Origin of the sequence: Streptomyces sp. WY228 (assembly GCF_019287315.1) — a bacterium.
Lineage (GTDB): Bacteria > Actinomycetota > Actinomycetes > Streptomycetales > Streptomycetaceae > Streptomyces > Streptomyces caviscabies.
This window is the reverse complement of sequence record NZ_CP079114.1, coordinates 3,662,520-3,674,982: the sequence shown is the minus strand read 5'-3', so window position 1 is coordinate 3,674,982 and position 12,463 is coordinate 3,662,520. Positions and strand designations below refer to the sequence as shown.

The following is a 12,463-nucleotide window of genomic DNA, read 5'->3' as shown; positions in this document are numbered from 1 at the left end:
TTGACTACAGGCGTGGGTGAACGCATGGAAGGGCGGCGGGGAACGTGACCGAAGCGATCGTCATGGACGGTGTGCACAAGCGGTACGGGGAGAAGCGCGCCCTGGACGGACTGGACCTGGCCGTCAGCGGCGGCACCGTGCACGGCGTGCTCGGCCCCAACGGCGCGGGCAAGACCACCGCCGTACGGATCATGTCGACGCTGCTGCGTCACGACGCGGGCGGGGTGACCGTGGCCGGCCTCGACGTCCGGGAGCGGGCGGGCGAGGTGCGGCGCAGGATCGGGCTGCTCGGGCAGCACGCGGCGGTGGACGAACAGCTCGGCGGGCGGCAGAACCTGGAGATGTTCGGGCGGCTGTACCACCTGGGCGCACGCCGGGCGGGCAGCCGGGCGGACGAGCTGCTGGAGCGGTTCGGCCTCGCGGACACCGGGCGCAAGGCCGTGAAGCAGTACAGCGGCGGCATGCGCCGACGGCTGGACCTGGCCGCGTCGCTGATCACCGATCCGGACGTGCTGTTCCTGGACGAGCCGACGACCGGCCTCGACCCGCGCGGCCGGACCGAGGTGTGGGATGCGGTCAGGTCGCTGGTCGGCGGCGGCACCACGGTGCTGCTGACCACGCAGTATCTGGACGAGGCGGACCAGCTGGCCGACCGGATCTCGCTGATCGACGGCGGCCGGGCGGTCGCCGAGGGCACCCCCGACGAGCTGAAGGCCCTCGTCGGCGGCGACCGGATCGACATCGTCCTGCGCGACGCCTCCCGGCTGGTGGAGACGGCCGCGCTGCTCGGCGGCGAGGACCTGACGCTCGACCCCGACCGGCGGCGGATCGGCGCGCCCGCCCCGGACCGGATGGCGGCCCTGGCCCGGACGGTGCGGGTGCTGGAGGAGGCGGGCATCGAGGCGGAGGACATCGCGGTGCGCCGCCCGACCCTGGACGAGGTGTTCCTGTCGCTCACCGGACAGCCCGCGGCGGAACGGCGTGCGGAGAAGAAGGCGGAGGTGCCGGCATGAGCGCGGCCACGACGACGGTTCCCGGCCCGGACGGCGGCGGGGCGTCCGCCCGGCTCGGCTGGGCGCTGGCCGACTCCTGGACGATGACCCGCCGCGAACTGGCGCACTGGGCCCGGCAGCCCGTCGAGGTGGTCGTGGGCCTGGTCTTCCCGGTGATGCTGCTCCTGATGTTCACCTATCTGGCTCGGCCTTCGGCCGAGAGCGATGCTCGCGGTCACCCAGGACCTCGGACATCACCGCTTCCGCTCATGCCGATGCTCCTGGTCGGCGCATCGCGGATGCCGATGGGCGGGTGGAGCGCGGCATCCTCCAGCGGTCGCGGCTCTGGCATGCTGGCCTGGTGGCCGATGGTCATCCGAGTGGCCGGTCGACGGCCACCGCCGTACGGGAGTTGTTCGGCAACCCGGGCGGCGCCACCGGATCCTGGGCCGCCGAACACGCCCAACTGCTCGCGATCCTCTGGCCGGTGGCCATCATCGCGGTGTTCTTCCCGCTGGCGGTACGGAAGTTCGCGCGGCTGAGCCGCTGAGGGGGCCCGCGGTCTAGTACTTGCCCTTGCCGGTCTTGGAGGCCACGATCCAGCCCTTGCGGTCGTAGACCGAGTCCTTGCCGTAGTACCAGACGTTCCCGGCGGCGCTCTTGGCCTGGCACACGGCCCAGAAGTGGCCGGCGAAGTCGAGGCCGTACCGCTTCTTGTACGTCTGGCCGGGGCCGGTGCGTACCGCGGCCCCGGCCAGGTCGTCCACGGTGCGCCACTGGTTGGTGATGTTCTTGGTGCAGGACCGGCTGTCCAGGGCCGACGCCGTGGGCGCGGTGGCGAGCGTGGTGCCGAGCACGGCGACGGCGACCGTGGCCGCGGTGGCGGCGGTACGGCCGAGGCGGCGCGTGGCGCCGCGGGCCGTGAGGTGCGTGGACAAAAAAGCCTCCCGAGCAGGCGTGGTGGGGGGAGCCCCTGGGGTGTGGGCACAGGGGTTCATGCTGCGAGGGAGAGCTTAGTTGTCCCGCTCCGAGGCCTTTCGGGCACCCTTCGAGGGCGCCGCCCGGGTCACGGAGCGAGACGCCTCCTAGTGGTGGAAGGCCGTCGCGGCCGCCCGGTCATGGCTCAACGGATGCTTCTGCGCCCGCAGTTCGGGCAGCAGCAGCTTCAGGTCCTCGATCAGCAGCTCGGCCAGGTCGGAGGAGAAGCCGTTGCGGCACACCACCCGCAGCACCGACAGATCCTGCCGGTTGGCGGGGAAGGTGTACGCGGGCACCAGCCAGCCGCGCTCGCGCAGCCGGCGCGACACGTCGAACACGTCGTACGCGTGGACGTCGGCGGTCGTCGTGAAGGCGAACACCGGCAGCTCGTCGCCCCGCGTGAGCAGCCGGAAGTCGCCCAACTCCTCGATCGCGCGGGCCAGTCCGCAGGCCACGTCCCGGGAGGCCTGCTGGACCGCCCGGTAGCCGTCGTGCCCGAGGCGCAGGAACGTGTAGTACTGCGCGACCACCTGCGCCCCGGGCCGGGAGAAGTTCAGCGCGAACGTCGGCATGTCGCCGCCCAGGTAGTTCACCCGGAAGACCAGCTCCTCCGGCAGCTCCTCCGCCGTACGCCACAGCGCCCAGCCGACGCCCGGGTAGACCAGGCCGTACTTGTGGCCCGAGGTGTTGATCGACGACACCCTCGGCAGCCGGAAGTCCCACACCAGGTCCGGGTCGAGGAAGGGCGCCACCATCGCGCCGGACGCCCCGTCCACGTGGACCGGGATGTCGAGTCCGGTGCGCTCCTGGAGGGCGTCCAGGGCCGCGCACAGATCGGCGATCGGCTCGTAGGACCCGTCGAAGGTGGAGCCGAGGATGCCGACGACCCCGATGGTGTTCTCGTCGCAGAGCTCGGCGGCGGCCTGCGGGTCGAGGTGGAAGCGCTCGCCGTCCATCGGGACCTGCCGGGCCTCCACCTCCCAGAAGGTGCAGAACTTCTCCCAGCAGACCTGCACATTGACGCCCATCACCAGGTTGGGCCGTGCCGTCGCCGGATAGCGGTCCGCGTTCCGCTTCGCCCAGCGCCGCTTCAGGGCGAGCCCCGCGAGCATGCACGCCTCGCTCGACCCGGTGGTCGAACACCCCACGGTGGACACCGGATCGGGCGCGTTCCACAGGTCGGCGAGCATCGCCACACAGCGCTTCTCCAGCTCGGCGGTGCGCGGGTACTCGTCCTTGTCGATCATGTTCTTGTCCCGGCACTCGCCCATCAGGACACCGGCCTGCGGCTCCATCCAGGTGGTGACGAACGTGGCCAGGTTGAGCCGGGAGTTGCCGTCGAGCATCAGCTCGTCGTGGACCAGCCGGTACGCCGTCAGCGGCGGCAGCGGCCCGTCCGGCAGCCGGTGCCGGGGCGGCGCGGTGTTCATCGCGGCCGTCGGGTCCGCCTCGCCGAAGAACGGGTTCAGGGCGAGCCTGCGCCGCTCCTCGGAGGGTTCGTCCTGTTCCGGGTGGGCACCGCGGTGGAGCGGCATGGGGGAAGCCCTTCTCTCGGCCGAAGCGATGCGGGTACGGGTCAGCTCTCCGCTGCCAGGCCCGCCTTGATCGCCCGGGTGAACTTCACGACCCGCTCGGCCTGCACGCGGACGGCGGTGAGCGTCTGCTCGCCGACCGGGAGGTCACCCTGCCCGGCGATGTGCGAGGTGCCGTACGGATTGCCGTCGACGAACTTCGTCGGGTCGGTGTACCCGGGGGTGACGAGGATGCCGCCGAAGTGGTGGATCGTGTTGTACAGCGCGAGCAGCGTGGACTCCTGGCCGCCGTGGGCGGTGGCCGTGGAGGTGAAGCCGCTGTAGACCTTGTCGGCGAGCTGTCCCGACTGCCACAGCCCGCCGAGCGTGTCGATGAACTGCTTCAGCTGGGCGGTGATGTTCCCGAACCGGGTCGGCGTACCGAAGATCACCGCGTCCGCCCAGACCATGTCGTCCGGTGTGACCTCGGGGATGTCGGCGGTCTTCGTCACGTTCTCGGCCCACGCGGGGTTGGAGTCGATGGCCGCCTGCGGGGCGAGCTCCGCGGCCCGGCGCAGCCGCACCTGCGCCCCGGCCCGCTCCGCGTCCTCGGCCATCGCCTTCGCGATCGTGGCGATGGTGCCGGTGGAGGAGTAGTAGATGACGGCGACGTTGACGGGCGTGGGCATGCGGGGGACCTCCGTCGGAGCAGCGGTACGGAACCGTGTCGGGGCGTGAGCGCGCACAGCGCGCAAAGCGCGCGAACCAGATGAACCCGACGATACGGAGGTTCGGTGCGTCCGGCGCGTCGGGCGGGTCCTTCTCCGTGACCACCCGGTGAACGGCGTACGCCGCTCGCCTAGCGCAGCGACTTCCCGTCGCCGTCCAGCTGCATCTGGGCCCGCCCGGTGACCAGCAGCCAGGCGGGCAGGGTGGCCGCGCACAGCAATGGCAGCACGGAGGCGTCGCTGACCAGCACCGCCGCGGTGAACAGGCTCACCCAGCCCTGCCGGGTGACGGCGAGCAGCACGCCCAGCACCGCACAGGACACCGCGAGCGCCGCCGGGACCGCGTCGACGAGCGCGTGGGCGCAGAGCCCGAGCGACACCCCGACGAAGACCGCCGGGAAGATCCGGCCGCCCCGGAAGCCGCAGGCGGCCGCGATCACGAGGGCGGCCGTCTTCACCACCGCCATCCCCGCGAACTCCCCGGCCGACCAGCCGTCCGGGTCGCCGGCGAGCTCCTTCACCTCGTCGAGCCCCTTGAAGAGGGTGAGATGGCCGCCCAGCGCGCCGAGCAGCCCCAGCACCAGACCGCCCGCCGTCAGGGCGAGCACCGGGTGCCGCAGCGCCGTGAAGACCCGGTGCGCCACCGGGAACGCGTACACCGCGAGCAGTCCGAGGAGCGCGCCCGCCGAGGCGATCAGCAGGGCGGAGAGCAGATCGCCCCAGTGCGGTCCGTCGTACGCCGGGAGCGACAGGTCGAAGCTGGGGTGCGCGATCAGCGACATGGTCAGCGCGCCCGCCGTGCCCGCCGCGAGCGGGGCGAACAGCCGGTCCCAGAACGCCCCGGGGCCCGGCTGAGAGGCCAGCACCTCGGAGAGGATCAGCGCGGCGGCGACCGGGGTGCCGAAGAGCGCCCCGATCGTTCCGGCCGCCGCCAGCGCCACCCACAGCTCGCCCGGCGCACCGGGTGCGAACCGCCGGCCGAGCCAGAAGGCCAGCGCGATGTTGGCCGCGGTGATCGGGTTCTCCGGGCCGAGACTCACCCCGCCCGCCAGCGCCAGGACCGTCACCAGGAGCAGCCCGGGCACGATGCCGGGCCGCATCGGGGCGTCGACCAGCCCGGTGGTGGCCGGGTCGGGGCCGCCGTGACCGGGCACGGTCCGCAGGACGAGCCCCACCGCGAGGCCGGTCGCGGTGAGCATCACGACCATCCACAGCGAGGAGAACCGCCCCACCCCGAGCGTGTCGGGCAGGGTCTTCCAGAGCACGTCCTGGAACTGCTCCGCCAGCAGGCTCACGCCGAGCAGGATCAGCGCGCACACGACGCCGACGGCGATCGCGGGCAGCACGAGCGGCAGCAGCCGCCGGGCCGGGGCGGCCGGGGGGCGCGGGGGAGCCGGCGGCGGAGCGGGGGATTCGGGGGCCACCGGCCCACCCTAGAGCGACGAAAAGGGCAAAACGCTTCATGGTGTCTCGGCGGCCCGGCGCCCCCGCGTCACCCCCGCGCGGCAGCCGCACCCGCGCGGCAGCCGCACCCGCGCGGCAGCCGCACCGCCCGGGGCCGTGCCCGGGTCACACCTTGCTGATCACCGCCGCCGTCCCGTACGCGCAGACCTCCGTGCCGACGTCCGCCGCCTCGGTCACGTCGAAGCGCATCATCAGGACCGCGTTCGCGCCCCGGGCCCGCGCCTGCTCCACCAGCCGGTCCATCGCCTGGTTACGGGTCTCGACCAGCGTCTTGGTCAGCCCCTTCAGCTCGCCGCCGATCATCGACTTCAGCCCGGCGCCGATCTGGCTGCCGAGATGCCGCGACCGGACGGTCAGCCCGAAGACCTCGCCGATGACCTGGGTCACCTGGTAGCCGGGTACGTCGTTCGTGGTGACGACCAGCACGTCCGCCTGGGCCGTCTGGCCGCCACCGAATTCCTCAATGCCCATGTTTGTGGCACCTCCTGTGATCAGCTTCGGGCCGCTTTCCAGGATGCGCATTCCCGCTGTGCGCCACTGGAACCACGGGCGCCCATCGGGCGTTGATAGCTTGGGGCAGCCACAGAGCCGCCATCGCACACCTCATCCTGGAGCCCGGACCCTTGAATACGCTTGCGCTCGGACCGAGCTGGCTGGACCCGGACTATCTGCTCAACACGTTCGGGCTCCCCGGCCTCCTTCTCATCGTCTTCGCCGAGTCCGGCCTCCTGATCGGGTTCTTCCTGCCCGGCGACTCGCTGCTGTTCACCACGGGTCTGCTGGTGACCACGGGACAGCTGAAGTACCCGCTGTGGCTGGTCTGCACGCTGATCGCCGTCGCCGCGATCGTCGGCGACCAGGTGGGCTATCTCTTCGGCCGCAAGGTCGGCCCGGCCCTCTTCAAGCGCCCCGACTCCCGCCTCTTCAAGCAGGAGAACGTCGAGAAGGCCCACGAGTTCTTCGAGAAGCACGGCCCGAAGTCCCTGGTCCTGGCCCGCTTCGTGCCCATCGTGCGCACCTTCACGCCGATCATCGCGGGCGTCAGCCGGATGAACTACCGCTCCTTCATCACGTACAACGTCGTCGGCGCGATCCTCTGGGGCGTCGGCGTCACCGTCCTCGGAGCGCTGCTCGGCAAGATCGACTTCGTGCACGAGCACATCGAGATGATCCTCATCCTGATCGTGCTCATCTCCGTGGTGCCGATCGTGATCGAGGTGCTGCGGGCCCGCAGCCAGAACAAGAAGGCGGCCGCCGCCGAGGCGCCGGACGGCGACGGCTCCGGCCGTCCCCCGGCGGGCGGCAACGGCCCCTCCTCCGGCCAGCGCGGCCGTCACGCCAAGCGCTGACCCGCGTACGTACCCGACGAAGCGCCCCTCCCCGCAGCTCCGGGGAGGGGCGCTTCTGCGCGTACCGGCGCGCGTACGGGCGTCCGTGCAGCATGCGTACGGCGTGCGTACCCGCGTCCGTACGGCCACGAGGCCCGCGGGCTCAGAACCCCCGGGTCCGCTTCGCCGCCCGCCGGCTCGCCCCGCCGACCGCGCCCGGCACCCCCATGAACAGCCGCGAGATCTCGCTCCCCAGGTTCACCCCGATCGCGATGGCCAGCGCCGTCGCGACCGCCGTCGACAGCGAGGCGAGCCCGGTGTCCAGCTCGTTCTGCGCCACGCCCAGCAGACCGAAGTACGTCGCCGAACCGGGCAGCAGCGGCCCGATCGCCGCCGTGATGTACGGCAGCGAGGAGTGGAACCGGTAGCGCGAGAACAACTGGCCGAACAGGCCGACCAGCCCGGCCGCCACCGCCGTGGCCGCGACCGGCGAGATGTTCCCGGTCCGGGCCATCGCCCCGAAGATGATCCAGGCCACGCCACCGTTCAGGGTGACCGCCAGCACGGTCGACCGCTCCTGCTGGAGCAGCACGGCGAAGGCCAGGCTCAGCGCCATCGACGCCAGGATCTGGACCACCGGCTCGTTGTACGGCGTGAACCGGGCCTCGGGGTTGAGCTGCGCCCCCAGCTGGAGCCCCAGGTACAGGATGATCAGCACGCCCGCGACGATCCCGATGAAGAAGTACATGACCTCCAGCAGCCGGGCCGACGCGGTGATGTAGTAGCCGGTCAGCCCGTCCTGCACACCCGCCACCAGCGCCCGCCCCGGCAGCAGCGCGAACAGCCCACCGGTGATCACCGCGGACGGGCGGATGTCCGTCGAATGCGTCAGCGTCAGCGCCACCCCCATCGCGGCGGGCGGCATCGCGGCCACCGTGAACTGGTAGAACTCCGGCAGCCCGCGCCCGGCGCACAGCCACGCGAGCCGGTCGCCGAGCATCGCGCCCGCCGCCGCCACGACGAACACCAGGAACCCGCCGCCGACCAGCACCGAAGCCGAACCGGCCAGCAGCCCGGCGGCCGCCGTCAGCACCCAGCCCGGGTAGGGGTGGCGGTTACGGCGGATCTCCGCGAGCCGCCGGTAGGCCTCCTCCAGCGACACCTCGGCGTCCGTGTTCGTGATGTCGTCGACCAGCCGGAACACGGCCGCCAGCCGGGTGTAGTCGGTGCCCCGGCGGCGTACGGTACGGCTCGCCGTCACCGGGTCGTCGACCAGCGACGGCTGGTGCGAGATGGACAGCAGCGTGAACGTGACGGTCGGCTCGCTGCGGTCGAGCCCGTAGGACCGGGTCACCGCGAACATCGCCGCCTCGACGTCCTCGGCGCCCTCACCGCCCGCCAGCAGCAGCTCCCCGATACGCAGCGTCAGGTCGAGCACGCGCGGCACCGCGGGGCCGGTCTCGTCGTCGGTGTGCTGGATCGCCTCCGTGGCCGGACGCTCGGTGACCGGCATCCGCAGCATCGTGCGCATCCGGTCCTGCCAGGGCGCCTCCTTGGTCAGCTTGACCATCGGAATGCCCTGCGCCGGGGTGAACGCGGGCGGCGACTGCTGGGCGTTGTACGTGCTCGGCGGCGTGAAAGCGGAACTCAGCGTGTCGGAGTTCGAACCGCCCCCGGAACCGCCGCCCGACGCGGCCGGACCGTTCGGCTCCTGGTGCACCCCGGTCGGGATGGCGAACTCCGACGTCGGATGGTCCTCCTCGGGCGGCGACACCGGATACATCGTCCCCGCGGGCGGAGCGAAAGCGCTCCGCGCCTCGTCGGACTGGGGCTTCTGGTCCTCGGGACCGCCCGATTCCGCCACCACTCGACCTCGTTCCTGCTCGACTGCACGTCACTGGGGGTCGCCCCGCCGCACGTGTGCCCAGTATGGCCACCGGCATGGGCCCCGCACGCGCGGAAGTGCGGACAGCGAAACGGGCGGCACACCCGCGAAGGTGTACCGCCCGTTCGAAGACGGCCGTCCGGCTCACCAACGGAACCGGAAGAGGGACGTCAGTGCGCGCCGCCCTGCGCCTCAAGACGCTTGTACGAGGCCTCGATCTCGGCCTCCGCCTCGGTACGGCCGACCCAGTCGGCGCCCTCGACGGACTTGCCCGGCTCCAGGTCCTTGTAGACCTCGAAGAAGTGCTGGATCTCCAGGCGGTCGAACTCCGACACGTGGTGGATGTCGCGCAGGTGCTCCACCCGCGGGTCGGACGCCGGGACGCAGAGCAGCTTGTCGTCGCCGCCCGCCTCGTCGGTCATCCGGAACATACCGATGGCGCGGCACTTGATGAGGCAACCCGGGAAGGTCGGCTCGTCCAGGATGACCAGCGCGTCCAGCGGGTCGCCGTCCTCGCCGAGGGTGTTCTCGACGAAGCCGTAGTCGGCCGGGTAGCTGGTCGAGGTGAAGAGTCGACGGTCCAGGCGGATCCGACCGGTCTCGTGGTCCACCTCGTACTTGTTCCGCGAACCCTTCGGGATCTCGATGGTGACGTCGAACTCCACGGGTGGCTCCTCCATGATCAACACATACGACTGGTGGTTAAGTGTCCCCCACGCAGAAGTGTGCTCGCGAAAGGGGCTGGTCAGCGGTGGCCGAGCAGGTGGAAGAACCGTCGGTGCGCCCCTCGGACCCGTGGGGCGGGCCGAAGATCCTGACGAAGAAGCGCAACGGGGCGTACACCTGGCAGGTGATCGCAGGCTCCGCAACGCTCGGCCTGGTCGTCGCCGCCGGCGCCGTCCTCGCCGCCGGCCCCTGGGACAACGGTCAGCGTAAGGCCGAGCGGGCACTGGCAGCCGCCGGTGACCGCACAGGTGGCGCACATCACGGCCGCCCGACGCCCGACGGCCCCCGCCCGGCCCCCAGCGCCCCGGCCGTCCTCCCGGCCCTCGGCACCACCACCCACGACGCCCCCCAGGACCCCGCCGGGCTCCGCGACGCCCTCGCCCCGCTCATCGGCGCGCCCGAGCTGGGCACCGAGGTCGCCGCGTCCGTCATCGACACCGCCACCGGCAAGGAGCTGTACGGACGCGGCGCCACCACGCCGATGACGCCGGCCTCCACCATCAAGATCGCCACCGCCACCGCGGCCCTCTCCGTCCTCGGCCCCGACCACTGCATCGCCACCACCGCCGCGCTCTCCCCCGACGCGCGCACCCTCACCCTCGTCGGCGGCGGCGACCCCACGCTCGGCGAGACGGCCCTGCGCACGATGGCCGGAAAGGCCGCCGAGGCGCTCCGCGAGGACGACAAGGACTCCGTACGGCTCACGTACGACACCTCCCGCTACACCGGCCCCGTGCTCCACCCGATCAGCCCCAACGAGAACATCGCGCCCGTCACCGCGCTGATGGTCAACGAGGGCCGCCTCGACGACACCGACCGCGGCGTCGCCGACCGCAGCGAGGACCCCGCGGGCGACGCCGCCCGCACCTTCGCCGCACAACTGGAGAAGGCCGGCGTCAAGGTCACCGGCGAGCCCCGCGAGGCCCGCGCCGACGACAAGGCCCGCACCCTCGCCACCCACCGCTCCGCCCCGCTCTCCGCCCTCGTCGAGCGCACCCTCACCAACAGCGACAACGACATCGCCGAGGCCCTCGCCCGGCAGACCGCCATCGCCAAGGGCGAGAAGGCCTCGTTCGCCGGGGCCCGCCGCGCCGTCACCAACGAACTGAAGAAGCTCAGGATCCCGGTGGCCGACGCCCACTTCGCCGACGGCAGCGGCCTGGACCGCAAGGACCGGGTCACCCCCGCCCTCCTCACCGCCCTCCTCGCCCGCGCCGCCGACCCCGACCGCCCCGGACTGCGCCCCGTCCTCACCGGCCTCCCGATCGCCGGCTTCAGCGGCACCCTGGACGGCCGCTACGAGAAGGACGCCGGAGGCACCGGTCTGATCCGCGCCAAGACCGGCACCCTCAACCGCGTCAACGCCCTCGCCGGAACCGTCGTCGACCGACAGGGCCGGCTCCTCGCCTTCGCCTTCCTCGCCTCCGGCAGCCTCCACGCGACCCAGGCCGAACCCGCCCTCGACGCCCTGGCCACCGCCCTCGCCGGAACGGGCGGCTGACGGCAGGCCCCGGGGCCTGCCGTCAGCCGAAGAGCCCTGCAACACCCCACCAAGGGACGACAGCCTCACGTACGGTTGACGCATGACGAGCATCGGTGGTGCCCAGATGGTCGACTGGAATCTCGCGGTGGCGACCGCGACCCGGCTCGTGCGGCCCGGGCCCGACATCAGCCGCGAGGAGGCCCGCGCCGTCGTCGCGGAGCTCCGGCGGCACGCCAAGGCCTCGGAGGAACACGTCCGGCTCTTCACCCGGATGATCCCCGAGGGCACCGAACCCGAGGACACCCCCGTCCTCGTCGTCGACCGCCCCGGCTGGATCAAGGCCAACGTCGCCGGCTTCCGCGAGCTGCTGCGCCCCCTGCTCACCAAGATGGAGAGCCGCCGCTCCGGCGGGCCCGGCGGAGCCGTCCTCGGCGCGGTCGGCGGCAAGGTCACCGGCGTCGAGCTGGGCATGCTGCTCTCGTTCCTCGCCTCCCGGGTGCTCGGCCAGTACGAGACCTTCGCCCCCGCCACCAGAGACCTGCCCGCCTCCGCGAACGGCGGCGGCCGGCTGCTCCTCGTCGCCCCGAACATCGTCCACGTCGAACGCGAGCTGGACGTCGACCCGCACGACTTCCGGCTCTGGGTCGCCCTCCACGAGGAGACCCACCGCACCCAGTTCACCGGCGTGCCCTGGCTCCGCGACCACCTCCAGGGCGAGATCCAGACGTTCCTCGACGAGACCGACGTCGACCCGATGACCTTCGTGGAACGCCTCCGCGAAGCCGCCCAGTCGCTCTCCGGCGGCCGCCCCGAGGGCGAACAGGGCGAGAGCGACAGCCGCAGCCTCGTCGACATCGTCCAGACCCCCGCCCAGCGCGAGGTGCTCGGCCGCCTCACCGCCGTCATGTCCCTCCTTGAGGGCCACGCGGACTACGTGATGGACGGCGTGGGCCCCGACGTCGTCGGCTCCGTCTCCGAGATCCGGGAGAAGTTCCAGCAGCGCCGCGCCCAGGGCGCCGGCCGCCTCGACCAAGCCCTGCGCAAGCTCCTCGGCCTGGACGCCAAGCTCCGGCAGTACAAGGACGGCGAGAAGTTCGTACGATCGGTCGTCGACGAGGTCGGCATGGACGGCTTCAACCGCGTCTGGACCTCACCGAACACCCTGCCGACCAAGGCCGAGATCGCCAAGCCCGCCGACTGGGTCGCGCGGGTGCACCGTAAGGCCGAATCCTGACCATCAGGCGGCCCGCGGACCCAAATTGGCCCTCCAATCACCCATCCGAGGGACCATAGGGGCATGGGAAGGCGTGCAATGCTCGATGAACAGCTTGCCTCTGTCACCATCGACGCACTCTGAGTGACGGGACT

General features: G+C 71.9%; 11 protein-coding genes and 1 pseudogene. 5 read left to right on the top strand and 7 right to left on the bottom strand.

Going from position 1 to position 12,463, the window contains the following annotated elements; translation table 11 throughout:
• Window positions 1-44: 44 nt before the first annotated feature.
• Together KV381_RS15965 and KV381_RS37075 are read left to right on the top strand one after the other, a co-directional pair.
• On the top strand, window positions 45-1,013 hold the full coding sequence (locus KV381_RS15965) for an ATP-binding cassette domain-containing protein (RefSeq protein WP_306438259.1): 969 nt from the start codon (window positions 45-47) through the stop codon (window positions 1,011-1,013).
• Window positions 1,010-1,542 (top strand): annotated as a pseudogene (locus KV381_RS37075) (hypothetical protein). Before KV381_RS15965 ends, KV381_RS37075 begins: the two are co-directional and overlap by 4 nt.
• 13 nt (window positions 1,543-1,555) lie before the next feature.
• Here KV381_RS37075 and KV381_RS15955 read toward each other — a convergent pair.
• The 5 genes from KV381_RS15955 to KV381_RS15935 form a co-directional block, all read right to left on the bottom strand.
• A complete protein-coding gene (locus KV381_RS15955) occupies window positions 1,556-1,930 on the bottom strand; it encodes a hypothetical protein (RefSeq protein WP_218785436.1) in 375 nt (124 codons plus the stop codon).
• Window positions 1,931-2,077: 147 nt separating this feature from the next.
• Window positions 2,078-3,505 carry a glutamate decarboxylase gene (locus KV381_RS15950; RefSeq protein WP_218785435.1) on the bottom strand — a complete coding sequence of 476 codons (1,428 nt, stop codon included), beginning with the start codon at window positions 3,503-3,505 and terminating at the stop codon, window positions 2,078-2,080.
• A gap of 41 nt (window positions 3,506-3,546) precedes the next feature.
• The gene (gene wrbA / locus KV381_RS15945; protein WP_030625769.1) at window positions 3,547-4,170 is read right to left on the bottom strand and encodes an NAD(P)H:quinone oxidoreductase; all 624 of its coding nucleotides are present in this window, start codon (window positions 4,168-4,170) and stop codon (window positions 3,547-3,549) included.
• A 170-nt stretch (window positions 4,171-4,340) separates the two neighbouring features.
• Complete coding sequence (locus KV381_RS15940; protein ID WP_030087959.1) at window positions 4,341-5,633, bottom strand: ion channel protein; 1,293 nt, start codon at window positions 5,631-5,633, stop codon at window positions 4,341-4,343.
• Between the two features lie 145 nt (window positions 5,634-5,778).
• Window positions 5,779-6,144: a YbjQ family protein gene (locus KV381_RS15935; protein ID WP_030087957.1), complete on the bottom strand. Its 366-nt coding sequence runs from the start codon at window positions 6,142-6,144 to the stop codon at window positions 5,779-5,781.
• Between the two features lie 152 nt (window positions 6,145-6,296).
• On the opposite strand from KV381_RS15935, the gene KV381_RS15930 reads away from it, so the two are divergent.
• Window positions 6,297-7,022, top strand: coding sequence for a DedA family protein (locus tag KV381_RS15930; protein WP_030087954.1), 726 nt, complete (start codon window positions 6,297-6,299; stop codon window positions 7,020-7,022).
• Window positions 7,023-7,164: 142 nt separating this feature from the next.
• Here the strand turns inward: KV381_RS15930 and KV381_RS15925 are convergent, their stop codons facing one another.
• Together KV381_RS15925 and KV381_RS15920 are read right to left on the bottom strand one after the other, a co-directional pair.
• Entirely contained in the window at window positions 7,165-8,868 is a 1,704-nt protein-coding gene (locus KV381_RS15925) for a threonine/serine exporter ThrE family protein (RefSeq protein ID WP_030087952.1), read from the bottom strand.
• Window positions 8,869-9,056: 188 nt separating this feature from the next.
• Window positions 9,057-9,551, bottom strand: a complete 495-nt coding sequence (locus tag KV381_RS15920) for an inorganic diphosphatase (RefSeq protein ID WP_018959738.1) — start codon at window positions 9,549-9,551, stop codon at window positions 9,057-9,059.
• Window positions 9,552-9,637: 86 nt separating this feature from the next.
• Here KV381_RS15920 and dacB point away from each other — a divergent pair, with 86 nt between their 5' ends.
• Window positions 9,638-11,113: a D-alanyl-D-alanine carboxypeptidase/D-alanyl-D-alanine-endopeptidase gene (gene dacB / locus KV381_RS15915; protein ID WP_218785434.1), complete on the top strand. Its 1,476-nt coding sequence runs from the start codon at window positions 9,638-9,640 to the stop codon at window positions 11,111-11,113.
• A gap of 82 nt (window positions 11,114-11,195) precedes the next feature.
• A complete protein-coding gene (locus KV381_RS15910) occupies window positions 11,196-12,329 on the top strand; it encodes a zinc-dependent metalloprotease (RefSeq protein ID WP_098024154.1) in 1,134 nt (377 codons plus the stop codon).
• Window positions 12,330-12,463 lie beyond the last annotated feature (134 nt).